This window comes from Mesorhizobium sp. M0029 (genome assembly GCF_040323735.1).
Classification (GTDB): domain Bacteria; phylum Pseudomonadota; class Alphaproteobacteria; order Rhizobiales; family Rhizobiaceae; genus Mesorhizobium.
Genome location: NZ_JAMYVF010000005.1, coordinates 120,473 through 139,785, shown reverse-complemented (window position 1 = coordinate 139,785; position 19,313 = coordinate 120,473). Strand labels below are relative to the sequence as shown.

Genomic DNA, 19,313 nt, shown 5'->3' with positions numbered 1-19,313 from the left:
AGAGATTTTGAATGGAGTGAGGTCATGCTAGCCCTGGTTCTCGAAAAGCAGCACGAACTGAGCCTGCGGGAGATTGACCTGCCGCTCGATGTCGGGCCGACCGACGTCAAGATCAGGATCGACACTGTCGGCGTATGCGGCAGCGACGTGCATTACTATACGCACGGCCGGATCGGCCCTTTCGTCGTCAACGCACCGATGGTGCTCGGCCATGAGGCGGCAGGCACGGTGATCGAGGTGGGCGGCGAGGTAACGGCGCTCAGGATAGGCGATCGCGTCTGCATGGAGCCGGGTATTCCCGATCTCTCGTCGCGGGCATCCAAACTCGGACTCTACAACATCGACCCGACCGTGGTGTTCTGGGCCACCCCGCCGGTCCACGGCGTTCTCACCCCTGAAGTCGTCCATCCCGCCGCCTTCACCTACAAGCTGGCCGACAATGTCTCGTTCGCGGAGGCAGCTATGGTCGAGCCTTTCGCGGTCGGGCTGCAGGCGGCTGTGAAGGCAAAGATCCAGCCCGGCGATGTGGCTGTCGTCACGGGCGCCGGGCCAATCGGCATCATGGCGGCGCTGGCGATGCTCGCCGGTGGTTGCTCCCGCGTCATAGTTTCCGACATCGTCGACGAGAAGCTCGCCATTGCCGCGCGCTATCCAGGCGTTTCGACGGTCAACGTTCGGTATGCGCGACTGGCAGACGCCATCGCCAAGGCAACGGACGGGTGGGGCGCGGACGTGGTGGTCGAGGCAAGCGGTGCACCGAAGGCCTATGGTGGCATTCACGACCTGATCCGGCCGGGTGGCTGTCTGGTGCTGGTCGGCATGCCGGTCACCCCGGTTGCCATCGATGTATCATCGTTTCAAACGAAGGAAATTCGCATCGAGACAGTGTTTCGATATGCTAATGTCTTCGATCGGGCGCTGGCCATGATCGCTTCCGGAAAAGTGGACCTCAAGCCGCTGATCAGCGCGACGTTCCCGTTCGAACAGAGCATTGCCGCATTCGAGCGCGCTGCGGAAGGACGGCCCGGAGACGTGAAGCTGCAGATCAATCTGTGACGATAGGCCGCTGAACTGGCAATGGCTTTCGATGACCGTTGGATCTGCCGACCCGTCGCGGAATACACCCCCTTGGCAGCGATCGAGGTACCTCCGCCATCAGAATGACGTCGGCATTCTTGTCGGCTTCGCGAACAATCTCTAGGATCGATGACAGCTGATCGCCGAGGATCACGCGTAACACTGAGCTCGACACTGATGCCCGCCTTTCCGTCTGGTAAGCGATAGGGCTGCCGCCGCACATCCCATCATCAAAAGTTGGGGCTTTAGGTCTGGCGTTCAAGAGGGCGGAACAATAGCTCCAACGCGCTTCGGTGGAACAGCAGCATCAGGGTCACGAAACGCCGACCTACGTAGAAATTGCTGCACAGTACTCTCAACCTCGCAAGCCGCAGCGCAGAACGAAACGCCACTGGTTGCGCCTACCTTATCTCCCTGCCGCTCGGATGATTGCGCCCTAATTCAATCACTATCTTCGATCGCAAGCCCGAGCATGTGGAAAGGGCGCCTTCAGTGCCCCCTTTCCGTTTCGGAAATCGTCGGAAGCTTGCGCTCGGCTCAGAGTAGCCAGTATCAGGTGCTTAATTCACCGCTTACCCTCTCTGGGGAACATTTATTCGGTTTTCCGGCGAATTGCTCCATTCCTATATCCAGTCATACTTACATCTATATTTGACTTCTCAGTTTGTTCATGCTATGTTCTATTGTGACTAAATAAAAAGCAATGGAGATTGAGATGGAGAAATTTGCCGTTATTCTTGACGGTAGCGTTGAAGGCAGACCGCGTGCGTGCACGTTCGCGGGGGATGCGATTGGCGCAGCTCTTACTGTCGCACATGCGCAAGGTGTCGCCGTGGTAGTCCCGTCGAACGACGAGCTTGTCGCCCTGGCAAAGGAGATACCGGCCGGTCGAGTGTCCCCGGCCGGCAAGGTCGTATGTGTGTTTGTAAAACACGATGTCTACGGAAAGTTCGCGGCTTTGATCGGCACCGAGCACGAGCTGCGACCAGCCGATGCCGGCAGCGCCGCCGACCAGCCTCCCGTCACGGCACCGGCGCAACAGCTGGATCTTTGGTCTAGTATTGTCGTCGGCTCGACTGTGCTTGCCACGGTCGGCCGCGAGGACGGCTGGTGGGAGGCCGTTGTCCTTGCCGCCGATCCCTCCAGCGACCGCTTGACGTTGTCGTGGCGTGATTGGCCGAACCTGCCGTCGTTTAGTACATCGCGTCGCCGCGTAGCGCTTGCTGCACAGAGCGCTTGAACTTCAGGATGCCTTCGGCGGGAACGCGCCCGCCGAAGGCACATTTATTCCGCCAAAAGCGATTGCGCAATCTCAAGTTGCATTTAAACTCATAATATGTTATAATGGTTGTGTCAACTGGTTGAGCTTTGTCGAAGATAGCCGGCCGTTTAACCGCCACCAAACACAAAAGGAATTCAAAATGCGAGGTCAGCCAGCAAAGTTGCTGCGGCCGTCGGAACTGCGCGCGCTTATAAGCTGGAGCAAGCGAAGCCGGCTGCCGCTAAGAAACCGTGTGATTGTACTTTTGAGTTTTCGTGCGGGCCTTCGCGCCTGTGAAATCGCTGCCCTAGATTGGTCGATGGTCTCGACAGCGAATGGCAAAATCGCGCCATTAATCGAGTTGCCTGGTTGGGCGGCGAAGAAGGGGAGCGGTCGACGCATTCCGATGCACCCCGAAATCAGCCAAGCGCTAAAGCAACTCGTTCGCGGTGCCGACCTGACCGGGCCAGTCATCATATCGGAACGCAGAGACAGAATGAGTGCCAAAACCATCGTCAATTGGTTTGCTCGTGTCTATGGCGATCTAAGCCTCGACGGCTGCTCATCACATTCGGGTCGCCGGACATTTATCACCCATGCTGCTCGAATGATCCATAAGGCCGGCGGCTCGTTGCGCGACGTTCAGCAGTTGGCCGGCCACAAGTCGCTGAATACCACCCAATCCTACATCGACGGCGACGCTACCGCCCAACGCAAGCTGATGCGTCTCCTCTAACCCCTACTGAAAATCCAACGACCGTCACCTCGGCAGCAATCGCTGCCGGGTCGCCTGCGCTCGTGCTCAAAAAAGGAAAGCCTCATGACCAAGAAAGACAACGGAATGTCACCGGCTGATATCGAAATGATCCGAGGAATGCTCGATGAAAACCTAGGCAAAATCCGTCAACTCAACGACGACCTTAGGATCCGACGTCTCGGCGGAACAATTGTCATTACCGCTGGTATCGCCGGCCTCGGCGCATCGGCCGTAACAAAGACCATCGCCGCAATCGCCGCCTTCGATGCTTTCACGCCTGAGAACGATCCCAACGGCGAGCATGACTGTGCCATCATGACCGTCGATGGCGTCAAAATCATCTGGAAAATCGACTATTACGACCTGAAACGGCAGTTTCTTTCACCCGATGCCGCCGACCGAAACGTCACCTCTCGCGTCATGACCGTCATGCGCGCCGATGAATATTGAGAGGCGCATGACGATGGTGAAAACAATTGATGACGCCCGAGCGATGATGACAGCGCTGGTCTCCCTGCCAGCCCAGTCAAAACATCATGGCAATGATCCATTGGCCCTCGGCCAATCCTCAGATGCGTCAGCGGCAATTGCCAATTCCGATACGTCGTTTCTGTACCGATCACTGATTGACGGTTTTAGCTACCAGGGAATTCGTGACTCACACGCTCGCGCCTATATCGAAAAACACGGCAACGCCGAATGGTACGGCGTCACCGCTGCGCTCAGCAGGGAGGGACGTTCCAGCGAGGAGGAACTCTGCCCGAAGCTGACCGACTTTGATAGCTATCGCGGTTGCCGTTATCGCAAGGCAACTCAGACCTGCGCTAATCCCGACAGCCTGGCCAAGTGCCCTGTGCCGAGGCTGGCATTGAGAAAAGGCGTCCTCAACGAGCAAGCTTTCTCGCTCTATCTGTTCATCCGCGACGTCTGCCGTGGCGATCTGGTTGCCTTCATCGACCGATTGCTTGATGTGACCAACACCGGCGAAGACCCGGTCTCCGCCGGGCGCGAAGAGCTTCTGGCGGCTTTCACGCAAGTCGTTGGCGTCTCACGCAAGCTTGCCGGCATGATGCTCTCACAAATCCTCCTCAACGCTGGTCCTGATCGCGAACGATGGCACGCCGTCGGCGCATCAGTCGTCGTCGTCGATTCGCTGGTGCATAACTTTCTGCACCGGACTGGCATCCATGCTGCCTATCAAGCTGATCATCTCTATGGGCAACGCTGCTACAGCGCTGTCGGCTGTGAGTTTATCTTGCGCGACCTCGCAGCAAAAATGGCTGACGAGCCGACACTCTCCAGCTCGCCACGAGCGCTGCAGCATGCGGTCTGGCGTTTCTGCGCCGCTGACGAACTATCCGTCTGCAATGGGAACAACATTCGTGACACTCTCCCCTGCGAACTCCATTGGTGCCCGCTCAGACACCACTGTAAGCGACTTGCCCTCCGACCCGCGAAGCCTGCGAGGGAGGAGGCCTGATGTCACATCACGCACCGCTGCCCTTTCGCCAAGGCGAACTTGATGGCCTCTGCGGCATTTACGCCGTCATCAACGCAATCCGACTCGCGCTCGGCGCGCGTGCCAACCTTCTCCGGCGACCCGTTTGGCAGGATCTTTTTGTCGCACTGCTGGAATCGGTTGATCTGTCAGTAGGGGCGGCCCACGCCGCGTCGAACGGTATTGATACACAGCCTATAAGATATTTGCTGAAGGCCGCGATCTTGCATCTGGCGACCGAACACGACCTGACCATCCGAGCAAAACCCATGCTGTGTAGAGATGAACGGCCCTGTTTTGAAGAGCTCTTGCGTCGTATCGGCGATTGGGTTCGACAACCGGGTCAGGCCGTATTGTTATCGGTCTTCGGCTCGCTCAACCATTGGACGGTCGTGCGCCGTGTCAGCCACCGCTCACTCATCCTTTTCGATAGTAGCGGCTATACGCGGATCTCGCTCGATGCATGCTCTATGGCCTACGAGCGGCCAAGGCCCAAAGGACGACAGCACATCGTCCCACACGACGCCATTTTTTGCGTCGCTGCCACTCCTAGTCGCGTGGCGGCTGAACCAACTCAATGTGGCTAACCCCCAACGCTTGAGAGAGAGCGTACAGCGTCTCAACCGTAGGGTTCCGCTGGCCTCGCTCCAATCCGCTTACGTATTGCTGACTGAGGTTGGCACGTTCTGCGACGGCCTCCTGCGTCAACCCTGACTGAGCACGAAGGCGCGCAAAGTTTCGGCCTACGAGCTTGCGCATGTCCATCAGCGAGCAATCGCCGAATTCCTCGCGCGAGTTTATCAACTATAGTATGTAACGTAAAACTGGAGAAACGAGATGACATATCGATCTACCGGACGAAACGAGGAATTAAACGCGGCTGGTGCGTCCATTGGCGGCAAGTGTCTGAGCTACGAGGCTACCACGAGACGGCTTCAGGAGCCGCCAACAGCCAATTTTTCCATAGGTCAGGGCGACACTGGTGCAAGGGCACGCGATCAAATCGGCTTCCGTCGAAGCGGTTTGGCATGGCTCGGCGCGATCACTGCAGCCTTTCTAATAACCGGCACATCTTCGTCAAACGCGGCTCAAGGTGTGGATGCTCAAAAATTGCCACCTTATAACAATATGCGGGAACTCTTTTACGAGCACGCATTGCTCCTATCCAACCCGCTGACTGCTGGAGAAGCGGAAGAGAAGCTGAGGCAGCGCGGGGTGTCTCAAATGACGGCCTTTGTTGCTGGTTTCACCGAGGAGTCATCATCCTGGCTTGTCCAACTTGCCGCCGAGGTTGGACCAGCCGTTACGCCCGGAAAAGGATTCTTCTGTCGTGTGTCCATCGATGACGCAGAAAGCATGGCGCGTCTGCGGCTGGTATCGGCTATTCGACCTGGAATCGTCATCTCAGGTGAGTTGGCAGAATATAACGTCGATCTCCCGAATGGAGTGATGTCTATCGTGCTTGACCCGTGCCAGATTGTTGATCTCCCTCCCCAGTAAACCAGGTGATCGCTGGGCTTTTGATAAACAGCGCCAGTGAGAGCGCCGGGTCGGAGCTGCTCTGTGTAAGCTTGGATCGAAATGGCCTGCTGCGCCACTCTATCGGCACCCAAACCTGCGAGCTTCCAGTGCCAATGACGAGAAGATAAGGCACGACTTTGGCGCTGATTGATCGCCGAGCGTGCTTAGTTCGCCGCCGTTGCGGCAGCCGTATTTTTGTCGGGTCGATCGGCCGAAGCCCGATTTCCGAACGGCCGATTTGAGGCCGGAAGCGGAAGGTCGGCTTTTGGCCGCCGAAGAATGATAGCAGACGAAAGCGTCGGCAGACGAACGTCTGAAACCGACCATCAGCTGATTGATGAACGCCACCTGGCATAGCTGAGATTAGATCACGCGACATGGAAAGCTCGATGACGGCCGCGTGGCAAATTTACTCGGTCCTAGCGTTACATGGTCTTTGCCTTCGCGCCCAATGCGTCGAACGCGCCCGGCACGACCGCCTACTGTCCGGATCAGCCCCTACCTGCGGCTGAAATGGCGTCTCCAGCGGCGGTTGGGTGATGTTGGACGTGTAGTTGGTGATCGTAGACGCCGCAAGAACGGCGACCACCTCCAGCACCGGCTCTCATCAAAGTCCGCATCGAGGAATTCGCGCTTTTCCACCTCGCTGAGCCCACCGCGCCTCTCGATAGGCGTACGCGTGAGTTTCGCCAGAGCCGCATGCCTGGCGTCCACAGGTAGAGCGCCATCTCTGATGCTGGTGACAGATTCAGCGCCGACCCCCTCGGCAATCGCCAGATAGGAGTGAAAGGCCACAGCCCACTCTGCCTTGTTGGTGACTGCATTTGTCAAAAGCAGGATCTGGATCTCCGCTTCGCTGAAGCTCCCGCCATGTACCCGCGCGAAGAGGTCGGTCAAGCTGCCGATAAGCACAGGCGAGGTTGCCATCGTGCCGGCGATATTTGGAATCAAGCCGAGGTCGACGTCGCCTTGCGTCTCGGGCCGCGTCCGACGGGCGACCTCATCGTCTCCAAGTTGAAGACAATCGAGCGTCGTTTGGTGGCGTCGAAAGAATATCTGTCTTCAGTGCCACCAGTCGATCGGCCAGAAGACATTGGTGCGCATGTCTGTTTGCCGACCACGAATTCACCTCAAACGCCGCTGTGGCTGTTCAGGCGGGATCTAGAAAATATCGAATTGACCGTGCCGGCGAAGATCAGGACCAGCAACACACTGGCGCTTCGCCAGTTGGTACGCGACGGCGTCGGGATCTCGCTGCTGCCGGAGTGGTCGGTGGATGAGGACATCAAGAGCGGAAGGCTTGTCCAACTCCTCCCTGGTTGGAAGATCAGCGTCGGGGCGCAGGAGAGCGCCGTGTGGGTAGCTTATCCTTCCCGCGCCTACCTGCCGCTGAAGACGCGGAAATTTATTGATTTCTTTAAAAAGCAGATATTGTCGGAGGGTTCGAACTCTTGATCCTCTACCACCTTCAAAGTCCTAACCATTCTCCGATCCCTTCATGGCTTCCCGGAAGCCCGGCGTTTGCGGGATGTGCGGCGAAAGCTGGGGAGAGCGGACACAACGTTCCCGCCCAAACTGCTCTCCGAATGCCCATCTTTCTCCGAAGCTGGGGAGTACCTCCCAAAATCCCTGATTCACAACAGCAATATCAATGCTTTAGCGCCAGCCTTGCTCCGGTCAGTTCTGCGGTTCGCTATCTCTGATCAGCGGCGCAGGCCAATACGCAGTCGGGATAGCCACTCCGGACATTCGCGCGCAGCGGCCAGCGCCCGATCGCTATCTTCTAATCGATGGACAGGTGGCCGCGTTCTGGGCATAGGCCTCGAAAGCGACCCGGGGATTAAAGCGGTGCCGACACTGTTCCGAAAACCGCCGGAACGTCTAATATGCCCAGATGCAGGGGACACGCATCGCTTTTGGTCCGTTCGTACTCGATCCCGACATCGGGACGCTCCTGAAAGAGCAGATCCCGATCGTTGTTGGGCATCGTGGGCTGACGCTGCTTGCTGCGCTTACGGCCCGGCCCGGCGAGATCCTGACCAAGGCCGAACTGATGGACGCTGCCTGGCCGGGAACCGCCGTTGAGGAAGGCAACCTTACGGTCCAAATAGCGACACTGAGAAAGGCACTCGGTCCGGCTGACAACGGCGGCGAGTGGATCGCCACGGTGCCTCGCGTCGGCTACCGCTTCACCGGGACTGTCGAGCCGGTGGCGAGCGCATCCCGCAGACCGATACCAGGGTCCGGCAAGCCGTCGATTGCCGTCCTGCCTTTTGCCAATTTGAGCGGCGATCAGGACCAGCAGTATCTCAGCGATGGCATAACCGAGGACATAATTACGGAGCTGGCCAGGTTCCGCTCCCTCCTTGTCATCGCGCGGAATTCATCTTTTCAGTTTCGCTATCCGGCATTGGACATTGCCGAAGTCCATCGCAAACTCGGAGTTCGCTACCTCGTCGAAGGCAGCATACGAAAGCTCGGTGATCGCATTCGGATTACCACACAGTTGATTGACGCTACCACCGGTACCCACCTGTGGGCCCAACGGTACGACAGGGCCCTCGACGACATCTTCGCATTGCAAGACGAGGTTGCGGCTCTCATCGCCTCGATGGTCGAAGGCCAAGCGGAGGCCGATTCGACGAGCAGGACCAGACGCAAGCCTCCGGCCGATTGGGATGCATACGACTGCTACCTGCAGGGGCGCGCACAGTTCTACCGGTATGAACTGGACATGGCCGAGCCCCTATTCGTCCGGTGTGTCGAGCTCGATGCGACGTTCGCTCAAGGCCACGCCTTCCTCGCGCAGGCGCTCGTCGGCAGATTTTGGTACGACAACGATCCGCGGACGCTACAGAACGCCTGGGACTCGGCACGAACGGCGCTCGCTCTCGACAGGAGCGATGGCGTCTGTCACCAGAGCATGGGCCTGGTGCTTACGCACATGCGCCAGCACAGCGACGCGGGAGTGCATTTCGAGCAAGCGCGCTCATTAAACCCGTTGGACGTGAACATAGCGGGGGACTACGCAAGCTGGCTCAACTACGGCGGCCGGGCCGAGAGCGCGCTGAACGTGCTTGAATCTGCGCTGCTGCGCGACCCGTTACCTCCAATATGGTTCTGGGAGGTGAAGGGCAGCTCCCTCTTCCTGCTAAGAAGGTACTCGGAGGCCGTCGGTTCGTATCAGAAGGCCGGCGACCAATTCTTCATTCATGCCTTTCTCGCAGCGGCGTACGCTCATTTGGGCGAGACGCAGAAGGCGCGTGCTGAAGTTCAGGAAGCACTGATGAGGAAACACGACCTGACTATCCGGCTGATTTCACGTCTCCCGTTCGCCCACCAAGTCGACCTCGAGCTTTTCACGTCAGGCTTCAGAAAGGCCGGTTTTCCCGCGTGAACGCACCTTCGGGAGCGCGCCGGTCAGGCCCGACAGCCGAATGCACCCCAACAGGTCATCGAACCCCCTAAACCAGATCGAAGTCGAGGGGCGTCGGCACGCATCGGCTTCGGGGCTAGCATTCCGCGCGTCTCGTCTTCTGGACTCTTCGTTGAAACAGTCGCATCCTCTCTGCGGGGATGAGGGCGTGGACAAATACCGATACGACAATCGATCTGATCGCTGGCGAAAGCGAACCGGTGCCAAGCATAGCCGTGCGCACCGATGGGCGAATGTGCCGCGGCGCCTGATTTTGGTGACTGCGGTAGCGGCTGGCGCTCTGGTCGCGCAAACCGCCATCCAGCACAGCGAAAGTTTGCCAGAGATCAATGCATCGAATTGGTTCGGCTCGAGCCGGCGCCGATCGCCGGTGTCGCGTCTGTGATCGACGGCGACACGATCGAGATCCACGGACAGCGCATCCGCTTCAACGGCATCGATGCGCCCGAGAGTAAGCAATATTGCGAAGACGCTAAGGGCTTCGAATACGCCTGCGGGCGCCATGCTGCCCAAGCCTTGGACGAGTTCCTGGCTGCATCGCGTCCGTTGCATTGCAGCTTTGTTAACCGAGACCGGTACGGCCGGCTTGTTGGGGATTGCGATCGCGCCGACGGTCGCAACGTCCAGAGCTGGCTTGTCGAGCGGGGCTTGGCACTAGATTGGCCGCGCTACAGCCACGGAGCCTACGCAAGACAGCAGGCGAAGGCCCAGGCGGCGAAGGTCGGTCTGTGGGCTGGAGCGTTTCAGGCGCCATGGGATTGGCGCGCAGAGCATGCGAACGGCACCACCAGGCCGTCAGCAAAACAACCACTCGGTATCATGCGTAATGGGCAGGTGGCGCAGAGCTATTCTTGTCAGCCACGGCGAACCTGTCCCCAGATCAGCTCATGCAACGAGGCGAACTGGTATTTGGCCAACTGCTCTTGGGGCGGCAAGCTCGACCGCGACAAGGACGGCATTCCTTGCGAGAGCCTTTGCTAAGTCCGCAGTGAGAGGGACATGGCATGATCGTCGTCGACTTTGCCCTTTTTGCCTCCACGGCGCAGACCAAGGGGAACTCTGTGGTCGCCCAGAGCCTTCCGCAAGGCTACTGGCGAAGGCAATCAATCGGTCACCGCCGCCAAGATACGCGGCGTCTGGCGCCGCAGCGACGAGTATAGGAGAATTCCGACCTTGGCCCGCTCAGCGTGCCTGAACTCCTGCGCAACTGAGGCAGAGCGATGTGCGGACGTTACACCAAATATCTGTCGTGGTCGGAAATCCACCGGCTCTACCGCCTGACTGCGCCGGCGGAGACGGGCCGCAACGACGAGCCCTGGTACAACATCGCGCCGACTCAGGATGTCCCATTCGTCACTGCCGGTGAGGATGGCACCACAGGCTCCGTGAAGGGCGCTGGTGGCTGGTCCCTTTCTGGGCAAAGGAAATGCCCAAGGCGGCTATGTTCAATGCGAGGATTGAGGGCATCGATGCAGCGCCCGCCTTCCGCGACGCGCCTACAAGTCCAAGCGCTGCCTGATCCCTGCCGATGGCTTCTACGAGTGGACGATATCGCCAGCCGACGGCAAGAAAGACCCTTGGCACATCTACCAGCCAGGCCACGCGCCTTTCTCGTTCGCCGGCCTTTGGGCTTACAATTCCAATCTCGACATAACCAGCTGCACCATCATCACCGAGCCTGCCGCAGAACCGATGAAGCAGTTGCATGATCGGCAGCCTCTCATTCTCGACCCGGCCTACTATGACGCCTGGCTGGACCCGGCGACGCCCAAGGACAGCCTCAAGGACATTCTCAGCCACGACATCGACGGTCAGCTGCAGTTCAATCGCGTTGGGCGTGAGGTGAACACCAGCGCCGTCAACAAGTTGCCCAACGACCATCCCGGCCTCGTTGGGCCGATCAACCCGCTATGAGCAACGAACCGGGCCGGCTTGCCGAAGACATGACAGCGATTCCGCGCGGCCGAGAGCCGATCGAAAATCGCTTTGCGAGCATTCTGGCTGCGGCAAGCTCGGCGGGTTTGGCTTTTCGAGGCATAGACAGAAGTCACATTGGTTCTGTTGTTTGCGTCCCGGCGACGGCTATCGGTTTCTATAGGAGTTGACGTCCGACCATCTAGCGCCCCTGTTCGAGGCATGGCATCGAGAAGCTGTGAAACTCTTCAAAATGCCCCGGAAAGGTCCGGGCGAGATACCGCACCACTCTGGAATTATCCATCAACCGGTCGAAAAAGCGGTTGGCTGCGACAAGCTCCAGGCCCACCTGGCCATGACGTTCCGCGGCGCTGAGAACCGCAAGGCTTACCGCGCCGACATCGAGCACCATCGCGCCGCGCTGGTCTTCAGCCTGTGTGGTGATGGTTGAGAGATTAAAACCCTCCGCCAGCAGGGCTTGAGGTGTCAGAGCGACGAGTAGTCTCGTGTAGGTGATCCTGACCCGGTCCATCGCCACCATCAGCCGGGCAATCTCCAATTGCCTGGCTGGCAGCACCTTCTGGAGCAACCCGAAGGTTTGTGTTTTCACCGGCGCGTCCCGAAGCAGGTCGAGGACATCAGGGCAAATTCCGTTAACGGCTTTCCGGTTCTCGCCTGTCTCGGAAGCGGGTTTTCCGGCAGGGCAGAACATTTGCGGCTCGCCGGTCGCGCCACGCACCCTATGTGCCAGTAGCCTTGGCATTGTCCCGAGGCCCTCGGACACCAGTGTGGCGCAAAATTGCTTGTCGCGCATCATCAGGTGGAGCGCCGCGACGATCCGGTCCAGGCTCTGTTCAGACTTTGCCGCTTGCGTGACGAAATCGCGCATGCGTTTGCATTCCGTATCGTAGGTCGCCAAAAATTCGTGTGAACGAAGCCTCTTCTTGGACCCTAATGCGCCAGCAACAATATTGCTCGCATGTCTGTCGCCACCGTTTTCCAACGCACGGTAGGCGGCGTCCTTGGCTAAGCGCTTGACTACCAAGCCACCCCCCCGACAGGCTCTCGCTCTGCCAGCCTGATAATGGGGTCGAGCGTGGGAAAAATATAGCTGTCCAGCGGTATCCCATTGATGGCATGCAGTTCCGATTTGCCCGCGATCTCATGGGCAGGCGCAATCAAATAGTCCCGAATGGTCAGGTCGCCGGGATTCATACGGATCAGGACGAAAATGTCGGGTAGCGGCCGTTTATCGGCCTTCGAAAACCAGCGTGGATAGCCGAAGCCGGAAACCCTGCATCGTCCCATTGTAATCGCCACCGTGATCTCCTCGTTTATCCGCAGGAGGTCCATCGCCATGTCATGGGCAGCAACCCCGCCCTGCCTATTAATCGCGCCCACAAGATCCCGGATAACCTGCAGCCTCATTGATTCCAGGCGCCGGTTCACGCCAATGAAGCGGTAGTTTTTGGATGGCTCGTATCCGATCAATTCATAGGCTTTGACAATGGTTCCAAAACGCCACTGGTAGCGTTGGGCCGGCGGGCACCCGGGATCCGCGTCGATCATGGCCAACGACAAGGCGCCACGGCGAGCCAGAAGTGCCCTAAGGGCGGCCAGCATCTCGTCGTTGGTCATGTGGCGATAGATGGTCTTGAGGACGATCTGCGCGCGGTCGAACAATTTGCGGTCGACGATCGCCTCCAGCACGTTTTCCACCCGCACCCACTGGTCCGTGGGATTTCGGACTTGATGGCTTCTCAGCCGGGCCGAATGCTTGTTCCAGACGCTGTTGCCAATGTAATTTTCGTTGGTCAGCACCGAGTGCACGGATTCCCGCGTCCATGGTCGCCCTAAATCGCTGAGTTCGCCGCGCTTGTTGAGCAGTCTCGCCATCTCCAGCTCTGTCTTGCGTGTTCTGACAAAGTGACTGAAGATCCACTTCACTGTTGCAATTTCGTCAGGCGGGCCGAGCACCAGAACTATTCGATCCGTCTGTTGGCTCTTGTATTCGCGGGATGAAAGGATGCCTTTTGAGCGGCCGTGTTGATCGACAAGCAGGCGCCGCAGGCCAAAGCCGGCCTTCCCACCCTGCCGGAAGCCCAGCCGGATCAACCTCGCCTGGCCGATGAAGACTTTTTGCGAGAGCATTCTGCTCTGCTCGGCAGCCATGCTCCGTTTGATTGCTTTGAGGACGTCTGACCCGATGCTGCCGTCATTTGCGAATTGCTCGGCGCAAAATTCGATACGCACGCCGGCCATCTGGCATCGGTATTCGTAGGCTGCGCTTTCATCAATGTTCTGAAAACGCCCCCAACGGCTTACATCATAGACCACAACCGTCTCAAAATCGGCTCGCCCACTTTCGACATCGGCCAACAGCTTCTGAAGACCGGGGCGCCCTCCAAGGTTTAAACCGCTGCGACCGAGGTCCTCGTAAGTGGCGACAATGTCGTAAGCCATGATATCGGCATAGTCGCGAATGGCATCCGCTTGGTTGTCGATCGAGTAGGTCTGGTGTTCCGTCGACATGCGCACGTACTGCGCGGCGCGAACTCTAGGCACAGTCTGGTTCCCGCCATTTGGCACTTTCCCCACACTCTCGACCGTTGCCCAGGCAATGTCTGCCTGGGGCATGCCCAACCTACTAGGCAGCTTCCTACGGTCCCATTAGGAATACCTCGACAGTTTGTGTCGAATGGCTCGATAGTCTGATCGAGCCTCAAAGCCGCTCCTTGGGGGAACCGACCCGTGCGTCACTATATCGGACTGATCCACAAGCAAGCGGACAGCGACTTCGGCGTATCCTTTCCCGATTTTCCGGGCGTGGTCACCGCCGGCACCAGCCCTGGACGACGCCCGCGCCATGGCCGAAGAGGCCCTGGCCTTCCATCTCGAAGGCCTTGTCGAGGATGGCGAAGCCATTCCCGAGCCATCATCCCTGGAAGATGTCGTGTCGAACAATGACAATTTCAGCCGGGTCGCCGTCCTGGTAGCGCTCAAAGCCGAGACCACAAAGGTGGTGCGCGTCAACGTCACCATTCCCGAAGATGTCCTCGACCAGATAGATCGATATGCGGAACGCCATGGCTATAGCCGGTCCGGATTCCTAACCGCCGCGAAAAAGGCGATACGCGACGAGCCAGCCTAGCTGCTCATCAACGGATTCAAACCGATGCGCTATTGACCTGTTCGCGCAGGCCGTTTCCGCTTTGGCAACCATTGTCTTCAAGGCCCGAGAAACCACGTCTCATTTCGGGAGCGGGCTTGCCGCCGTTTGGCCGCAATGCGCCAGCAACTGGCAACCATTCGCCCCGATCCGCGTTTGGGGCTCCAAAGGAGTTCCAAGATGATCATCAGACAAACCATTGCCGCCGTGCTCATGACTGCAGCACTTGCAGGCTGCGCGACTCAGACCGAACAGCAGCAGAGGGCAACCACAGGCGCACTCATCGGCGGCGGTGTCGGCGCCCTCGCCGGCCAGGCACTGGGCGGCAACACCGAAAGCACGGTCGTGGGTGCCGCCGGCGGCGCCTTGCTCGGCGCCGTCATCGGCCAGTCGACCACGCCGCAGCGCCGCGGCGAACAGCTTTGCCGCTACCAGGACCGCCGCGGCCGGATCTACACGGCGCCTTGCGATGATCGCTATTACAACAACGACTATTGATCCAGCCTCCCTGGAAGTGCGGCTCTCTTACCTTTGCTGCCGCCCTTCCAGGGACCCGGGATCCGTTCGGCGTTTCACAATATGAGAACGCCCGCTCAGTCCATTTACACCCTCTGCCTCATGAGCTTGCGCTCGGTGCTTGCAAGGATCCCATTTCGCGGAAGCGACGTGAAGCGGTGGTTTTTGGCGCCAACAATGACATCGCATTGCGGCTGCTGAAAGTGCCGACAGCGACCACCGGCTGCTGCCGAAGAGCGGGGGTGACGGTCACGCAGCCAAGCATCAAGGCGCCAAGCGCGCCTTGGCCAAGCGAACGGCTTGCGCTGCATGCACAAAATGTGGGATAATTTGTTAGGTGGAGATTCTCGCTCACACCATCCAAAGGCCTCCTTCGGAGGCCTTTTTCATGTCATGTTGCTTGGCAACTGAGTGCCACAACGAATGGGTGGCAGTCCTCGCCCAGGCGAAGGGGCACTGCCGCCCAGGTCCTTCGACCGCTTTCACGTCGTAAGCTTGGAGAACAATCCCGATGCTCAAAAGCATTGCGGGCTGGCTCGATGCTGCAACTGCGATTGCCATTGTTCGGCTCCTGATTGACCTCATGAACCTGTACCGCTCCGCTGCCGCCAAGAAGGCGCCGGACGGCAGGCGCGCGAGTACAAAGCCGATACGCAAGCGCCGTCCGCGTCGCCGCTGAACCGCGTCTTTCGCAACTGAAACTGTGACCCTCATGGTTTGACCAACCAGCGCACTTGCACTCATCATATGGTGTCGACCGTATCCAGCTCGCGTGCCCTGCTCGGTGATGCGGTCGGCGCCATGGGTGATGTGGCGTCGCGAAGCCCCGGCCGGTGCGCCGCGCGCCTAGTCGATTTGGTAGTTAGTGGCATGTGTTGCAGTCAAGCACTGTGAAGCACAGCATCCAGATCGGACCTGCTGCCGTGTCGAATGGAATAGGCGCGAGTGATTTCCGCACCAAAAAGAAAAATTTCCGCCGAGTAGTAAGCCCACAGCAGGATGACGAGCAGCCCACCGGCGGCCCCATATGAGGCCGCGACCGCGCTGGAGCCTATATACCAACCGATAAGCGATTTCCCGAGCGTGAACAGGGCAGCGGTTACAACAGCGCCAATCCAGACATCCCGCCATTCCAGGGTTCGATCAGGCAAGATCTTGAAGATAGCGGCGAAAATAGCTGCGAGGAGGACAAAAGAAACGACCGCGTTGATAACGGCCAGGACAAGTGTCCCGAACGGCAACTGTGCGTTGATGAGGTTGCCTAGGGCCGAAATCGCCGTGCTCGCGACTAGAGAGACGAGCAACATGAAGCCAAGTGCGGTGACCAGTCCCAGACTTACCGCACGTGCGCGCACCAGGCGCGACAACGAACTGCCCTGCGCTTCGACCTTCCATATTATGTTCAAAGACTGCTGTATTTCGCCGAAGACCCCGGAAGCGCTCACAAGCAAGGTGATGATGCCAATCACCGCCGCCCAGGTGCCGCCGGATGGCTTTTCGGATGCGCTCTTCAGTGCGGTTTGCAGGATATTTGCGCTTTCTGTACCCATCATCCCTGTGATTTGGGCGGACAATGCCGCTTGGGCTGCCTCGTGACCGAATGCGAGACCCGCAATTGCAACCACGATGAGCAGAATTGGCGCCAACGATGTTGTGGCATAAAAAGCGATCGCCGCGCCATGGCTGAGAGCATTGTCGTTGACGAACCCAACGACGGCTTCTCGCACCATTGCCCATGCATTTGTGATCGCGCGATGCATTTTGCGCCCCAGTCGAATTGGCGTTCACTAGCAATGCACCAGCACATGTGATGTTCCGGTTGCGGGCTACTAACGCCCTCAGGGGGAGCAGGCAACGTCAGTGATGCGGCCTATGACGGTCCGCGACCGTGCCAGCCAAACGCGAGCACCCCGGCCGAGCACGCGAAGGCCGGCTTGCCCGCTTCACGCTCGACGCCGAGCAGATCGAACTCGTCGATCGCATAGCACTTTGCCTTCAGCCAGTTGGTCGACGGACCGCTGCGGTGTTTGCTGTCGCGGCGCTTCGAGAAAAGCATGCCAACAAGACCGCGCATCTCGTCATGTGCCACGATACGGGTTTCAGCAGGGCCGTCATTTACCCGAGACGCGACGCGGGTGCTGAGGGTCACCACGTTCGGGGATGTCTTCCCGAAACGTCACAACCGCGCTCGTAATCTTTCGGTCAGGTAAATCCGAGAATGTGTCACGGCGGGCGTGGTGGCGCTCCTGCAAAGACCTCAAGAATGGTGCAGTCCTTAGTGGTCAATTGGCAACGATCGAAAGTGGGCACGGCACGTTTCCAGCCGGCCTCTGAAACAATCCGGCGTCAAGCAGTTGAGCGGGCGGGAAACCTACCCTGCGCCGGGCAAGGACACCCGGCACAGGGTTACACTCCCGCGACCGGGCTGCCCGCGTGAGTGAGCAGACGGATCGAAACGCCCATGTCTAGCCCGCCGCAATGGTCGAAGGCGCCGGCGCGCGCCGATCGGCTACATCGACGGAGGGGGCTGGCCCACCTCAAGCACCAGCAATTCGTGCCGACGCCCGTCCCGGGCGGTCCACATGATGGACTGCCCAGCCGAAAGGCCGATCAGAGCCGTGCCGATCGGCGTGAGTATCGAAACCTTGCCTTCGGAGATGTCCGCATCGCCAGGGAAAACCAGCGTCACCGTTTTCGGATCGCTGGTGTCGGGCTTGAACGTTACAGTCGAGCCCATCCGGACCGCGCCGGCGGAGACCCAGCCATCGGCCACGATGCGAGCCCGCTCGAGTTCGGCGAGCAACTCATCCGACGCCTCCGGGGTTCGTGCGGCAACGGTGTTCGCGAGGGCCGACAAACGTGCGTGATCCGACTGCGTGATTCGGATGTTCGGCTTGCGCCGGATTTTCTTGGTGACTTGCATTTGAATACTCATGTTTCTGCCTGGCGTCGGACCTGCCAAGGGATCGCCAACGATTGTCAGTGCGACGGAAATCTATCCTGAACGCGCCGATGTTGCAGGGCCGATGCGGCCCTGCGCCAATGTCACATGTCGATTTTACATGTTCACCCCTCGGCTCGGGGCGCGCATGGCAGCCGAGCCGAGGGTTACGATCCCGCTATGGGGCAAACCCGGAAAAGGAAATCCCGACGGATTTTGGCAGCGGCGCACATAGCCCCATAGTTGGTAAAGTAATCTGCGGAGTCAAGGCGGCCACGCGAGCCTGAACCCAGATGCCGGCAGATCGATCTTGATCTGGGGGAGTACGACACCGTTCACCACTAACAACGGCAGGAGTCCGCACTCCCCTTCTGAGCGGAGGCGAAATCAGCAGCGTCAATCCACTAGCGCGGCGGTTGATGTCTCGAGCGCCGCTCTTCCGGCCAAAGCGCTGGGGCAGCACCACGAGCACGACGGCCTCGAAGCGGAAAGGTCGCCTAAACGTAGCCGAACTCGCTGATGTGAAGACCGCGACAGGTGCAGCACCAGAAAGGCGCGTGAGCGCAAGGCTCAGGCGCCTGAACCAGAATGTTTCAAGGTCGAGTGGTCGCTAGCGTCTAACCATTCGGCCCACGGCAATCAAAATACATGCACCGATGAAGCCGGCGGCAAGATAGCCAAGCCAGCCGGTCAACGATATCCCCACAAGTCCGAGAAGGACGTTGGCGAGGATGGCGCCGACGATCCCCAAAATGATGTTCATGAGCACGCCCATATTGCTTTTCATGAACATCTCGGCGAGCCAGCCGGCGATACCGCCGATGACGATCGCAGCTATCCAACCGACACCTGGATTTTCCATAGTTCCCCCTTTTCCTTGAACCTAAATTGGTTCGGCGGGGAAACGTCCCATAAGTCAATAAAGTTCCGCGACTGTCTGAGCTAGACTCAGCAGTCGCGTCGCCGGGCCGCTGCGCGCGACTTGCGGGCTATCGCCACTACGGCCCCAGCAGGCGACAGCTCTTGCATGCGGTGGCGTGGTCATTGCGCAGCATCGCATCTGAGACCCATGACTGGTGCAAAAAGATCATGACATTGAATTCCACTCTTTACAGGAACAAGTGTCTTTTCTCGGGATTAGGAACGGCGTCGAACCCCAAAGGAGACTCGCGCAGTCGTCGGCAACATCCAGCGGCACGAACGGAACGTCCGGCTCATCGGCG

Annotated in this window: 21 protein-coding genes and 2 pseudogenes; 16 read left to right on the top strand and 7 right to left on the bottom strand. The window is 58.9% G+C overall.

What is annotated here, in order from left to right; genetic code table 11:
- The first annotated feature begins 24 nt into the window (after window positions 1–24).
- The 6 genes from NKJ76_RS11105 (at window position 25) to NKJ76_RS11080 (ending at window position 5,180) form a co-directional block, all read left to right on the top strand.
- Window positions 25–1,056, top strand: a complete 1,032-nt coding sequence (locus tag NKJ76_RS11105) for an NAD(P)-dependent alcohol dehydrogenase (RefSeq protein WP_352537404.1) — start codon at window positions 25–27, stop codon at window positions 1,054–1,056.
- Between the two features lie 736 nt (window positions 1,057–1,792).
- Complete coding sequence (locus NKJ76_RS11100; RefSeq protein WP_352537403.1) at window positions 1,793–2,317, top strand: hypothetical protein; 525 nt, start codon at window positions 1,793–1,795, stop codon at window positions 2,315–2,317.
- Window positions 2,298–3,074, top strand: a complete 777-nt coding sequence (locus NKJ76_RS11095; RefSeq protein ID WP_352537402.1) for a tyrosine-type recombinase/integrase — start codon at window positions 2,298–2,300, stop codon at window positions 3,072–3,074. Before NKJ76_RS11100 ends, NKJ76_RS11095 begins: the two co-directional genes overlap by 20 nt.
- A gap of 84 nt (window positions 3,075–3,158) precedes the next feature.
- Window positions 3,159–3,545 (top strand): DUF3768 domain-containing protein, encoded by a 387-nt coding sequence (locus tag NKJ76_RS11090; RefSeq protein WP_352519039.1) that lies wholly within the window; start codon window positions 3,159–3,161, stop codon window positions 3,543–3,545.
- Window positions 3,546–3,552: 7 nt separating this feature from the next.
- Complete coding sequence (locus NKJ76_RS11085) at window positions 3,553–4,575, top strand: hypothetical protein (RefSeq protein ID WP_352514348.1); 1,023 nt, start codon at window positions 3,553–3,555, stop codon at window positions 4,573–4,575.
- Window positions 4,575–5,180: a hypothetical protein gene (locus tag NKJ76_RS11080; RefSeq protein ID WP_352537401.1), complete on the top strand. Its 606-nt coding sequence runs from the start codon at window positions 4,575–4,577 to the stop codon at window positions 5,178–5,180. Before NKJ76_RS11085 ends, NKJ76_RS11080 begins: the two co-directional genes overlap by 1 nt.
- Here the strand turns inward: NKJ76_RS11080 and NKJ76_RS11075 are convergent.
- Window positions 5,143–5,358, bottom strand: a complete 216-nt coding sequence (locus NKJ76_RS11075; RefSeq protein ID WP_352514350.1) for a helix-turn-helix domain-containing protein — start codon at window positions 5,356–5,358, stop codon at window positions 5,143–5,145. The two genes, NKJ76_RS11080 and NKJ76_RS11075, sit on opposite strands and share 38 nt — an antisense overlap.
- A gap of 72 nt (window positions 5,359–5,430) precedes the next feature.
- On the opposite strand from NKJ76_RS11075, the gene NKJ76_RS11070 reads away from it, so the two are divergent.
- The 7 genes and pseudogenes from NKJ76_RS11070 (at window position 5,431) to NKJ76_RS11040 (ending at window position 11,464) form a co-directional block, all read left to right on the top strand.
- Window positions 5,431–6,093, top strand: a complete 663-nt coding sequence (locus NKJ76_RS11070) for a hypothetical protein (protein WP_352537400.1) — start codon at window positions 5,431–5,433, stop codon at window positions 6,091–6,093.
- 891 nt (window positions 6,094–6,984) lie between these two features.
- The gene (locus NKJ76_RS11065; protein ID WP_352537399.1) at window positions 6,985–7,569 is read left to right on the top strand and encodes a substrate binding domain-containing protein; all 585 of its coding nucleotides are present in this window, start codon (window positions 6,985–6,987) and stop codon (window positions 7,567–7,569) included.
- Between the two features lie 439 nt (window positions 7,570–8,008).
- On the top strand, window positions 8,009–9,511 hold the full coding sequence (locus NKJ76_RS11060; protein ID WP_352537398.1) for a winged helix-turn-helix domain-containing tetratricopeptide repeat protein: 1,503 nt from the start codon (window positions 8,009–8,011) through the stop codon (window positions 9,509–9,511).
- A gap of 420 nt (window positions 9,512–9,931) precedes the next feature.
- The gene (locus tag NKJ76_RS11055; RefSeq protein WP_352537397.1) at window positions 9,932–10,531 is read left to right on the top strand and encodes a thermonuclease family protein; all 600 of its coding nucleotides are present in this window, start codon (window positions 9,932–9,934) and stop codon (window positions 10,529–10,531) included.
- A 239-nt stretch (window positions 10,532–10,770) separates the two neighbouring features.
- Window positions 10,771–10,866 (top strand): annotated as a pseudogene (locus NKJ76_RS11050) (SOS response-associated peptidase); the annotation flags it as partial.
- Window positions 10,867–10,976: 110 nt separating this feature from the next.
- Window positions 10,977–11,069, top strand: a complete 93-nt coding sequence (locus NKJ76_RS11045; RefSeq protein ID WP_348524298.1) for a hypothetical protein — start codon at window positions 10,977–10,979, stop codon at window positions 11,067–11,069.
- Complete coding sequence (locus tag NKJ76_RS11040) at window positions 11,066–11,464, top strand: SOS response-associated peptidase (protein ID WP_352537517.1); 399 nt, start codon at window positions 11,066–11,068, stop codon at window positions 11,462–11,464. The genes NKJ76_RS11045 and NKJ76_RS11040 overlap by 4 nt, the downstream gene beginning before the upstream one ends.
- A gap of 202 nt (window positions 11,465–11,666) precedes the next feature.
- Here the strand turns inward: NKJ76_RS11040 and NKJ76_RS11035 are convergent, their stop codons facing one another.
- Entirely contained in the window at window positions 11,667–12,509 is an 843-nt protein-coding gene (locus NKJ76_RS11035; protein WP_352537396.1) for a plasmid partitioning protein RepB C-terminal domain-containing protein, read from the bottom strand.
- Complete coding sequence (locus NKJ76_RS11030) at window positions 12,503–14,101, bottom strand: recombinase family protein (protein WP_352537395.1); 1,599 nt, start codon at window positions 14,099–14,101, stop codon at window positions 12,503–12,505. The genes NKJ76_RS11035 and NKJ76_RS11030 overlap by 7 nt, the downstream gene beginning before the upstream one ends.
- Before the next feature lie 114 nt (window positions 14,102–14,215).
- Here NKJ76_RS11030 and NKJ76_RS11025 point away from each other — a divergent pair.
- The 3 genes and pseudogenes from NKJ76_RS11025 to NKJ76_RS11015 all read left to right on the top strand — a co-directional run bounded on the left by NKJ76_RS11025 (window position 14,216) and on the right by NKJ76_RS11015 (window position 15,828).
- A pseudogene (locus NKJ76_RS11025) lies at window positions 14,216–14,615 on the top strand (type II toxin-antitoxin system HicB family antitoxin).
- Between the two features lie 198 nt (window positions 14,616–14,813).
- Window positions 14,814–15,131 carry a YMGG-like glycine zipper-containing protein gene (locus NKJ76_RS11020; RefSeq protein WP_023690487.1) on the top strand — a complete coding sequence of 106 codons (318 nt, stop codon included), beginning with the start codon at window positions 14,814–14,816 and terminating at the stop codon, window positions 15,129–15,131.
- A gap of 529 nt (window positions 15,132–15,660) precedes the next feature.
- Entirely contained in the window at window positions 15,661–15,828 is a 168-nt protein-coding gene (locus NKJ76_RS11015; protein WP_023834013.1) for a hypothetical protein, read from the top strand.
- A gap of 202 nt (window positions 15,829–16,030) precedes the next feature.
- On the opposite strand, the gene NKJ76_RS11010 is transcribed toward NKJ76_RS11015, so the two are convergent.
- From NKJ76_RS11010 to NKJ76_RS10995, 4 genes are all read right to left on the bottom strand, one after another.
- Window positions 16,031–16,909, bottom strand: a complete 879-nt coding sequence (locus NKJ76_RS11010) for a YihY/virulence factor BrkB family protein (RefSeq protein ID WP_023753839.1) — start codon at window positions 16,907–16,909, stop codon at window positions 16,031–16,033.
- Between the two features lie 110 nt (window positions 16,910–17,019).
- On the bottom strand, window positions 17,020–17,301 hold the full coding sequence (locus tag NKJ76_RS32390) for a hypothetical protein (protein ID WP_502902293.1): 282 nt from the start codon (window positions 17,299–17,301) through the stop codon (window positions 17,020–17,022).
- Between the two features lie 357 nt (window positions 17,302–17,658).
- Entirely contained in the window at window positions 17,659–18,072 is a 414-nt protein-coding gene (rnk, locus tag NKJ76_RS11000) for a nucleoside diphosphate kinase regulator (protein WP_023753836.1), read from the bottom strand.
- 628 nt (window positions 18,073–18,700) lie between these two features.
- Window positions 18,701–18,952: a GlsB/YeaQ/YmgE family stress response membrane protein gene (locus tag NKJ76_RS10995; RefSeq protein ID WP_023699916.1), complete on the bottom strand. Its 252-nt coding sequence runs from the start codon at window positions 18,950–18,952 to the stop codon at window positions 18,701–18,703.
- Window positions 18,953–19,313 lie beyond the last annotated feature (361 nt).

Excerpts from the sequence above, each read along its gene's own strand:
- NKJ76_RS11100 (WP_352537403.1), top strand. The coding sequence starts at position 1,793 with ATGGAGAAATTTGCCGTTATTCTTGACGGTAGCGTTGAAGGCAGACCG.
- NKJ76_RS11030 (WP_352537395.1), bottom strand. The coding sequence starts at position 14,101 with ATGCCCCAGGCAGACATTGCCTGGGCAACGGTCGAGAGTGTGGGGAAA.
- rnk (WP_023753836.1), bottom strand. The coding sequence starts at position 18,072 with ATGCAAGTCACCAAGAAAATCCGGCGCAAGCCGAACATCCGAATCACG.
- NKJ76_RS11085 (WP_352514348.1), top strand. The coding sequence starts at position 3,553 with ATGACGATGGTGAAAACAATTGATGACGCCCGAGCGATGATGACAGCG.
- NKJ76_RS11080 (WP_352537401.1), top strand. The coding sequence starts at position 4,575 with ATGTCACATCACGCACCGCTGCCCTTTCGCCAAGGCGAACTTGATGGC.
- NKJ76_RS10995 (WP_023699916.1), bottom strand. The coding sequence starts at position 18,952 with ATGGAAAATCCAGGTGTCGGTTGGATAGCTGCGATCGTCATCGGCGGT.
- NKJ76_RS11015 (WP_023834013.1), top strand. The coding sequence starts at position 15,661 with ATGCTCAAAAGCATTGCGGGCTGGCTCGATGCTGCAACTGCGATTGCC.
- NKJ76_RS11070 (WP_352537400.1), top strand. The coding sequence starts at position 5,431 with ATGACATATCGATCTACCGGACGAAACGAGGAATTAAACGCGGCTGGT.
- NKJ76_RS11045 (WP_348524298.1), top strand. The coding sequence starts at position 10,977 with ATGCCCAAGGCGGCTATGTTCAATGCGAGGATTGAGGGCATCGATGCA.
- NKJ76_RS11075 (WP_352514350.1), bottom strand. The coding sequence starts at position 5,358 with ATGGACATGCGCAAGCTCGTAGGCCGAAACTTTGCGCGCCTTCGTGCT.
- NKJ76_RS11090 (WP_352519039.1), top strand. The coding sequence starts at position 3,159 with ATGACCAAGAAAGACAACGGAATGTCACCGGCTGATATCGAAATGATC.
- NKJ76_RS11105 (WP_352537404.1), top strand. The coding sequence starts at position 25 with ATGCTAGCCCTGGTTCTCGAAAAGCAGCACGAACTGAGCCTGCGGGAG.
- NKJ76_RS11020 (WP_023690487.1), top strand. The coding sequence starts at position 14,814 with ATGATCATCAGACAAACCATTGCCGCCGTGCTCATGACTGCAGCACTT.
- NKJ76_RS11060 (WP_352537398.1), top strand. The coding sequence starts at position 8,009 with ATGCAGGGGACACGCATCGCTTTTGGTCCGTTCGTACTCGATCCCGAC.
- NKJ76_RS11010 (WP_023753839.1), bottom strand. The coding sequence starts at position 16,909 with ATGCATCGCGCGATCACAAATGCATGGGCAATGGTGCGAGAAGCCGTC.
- NKJ76_RS11065 (WP_352537399.1), top strand. The coding sequence starts at position 6,985 with ATGTACCCGCGCGAAGAGGTCGGTCAAGCTGCCGATAAGCACAGGCGA.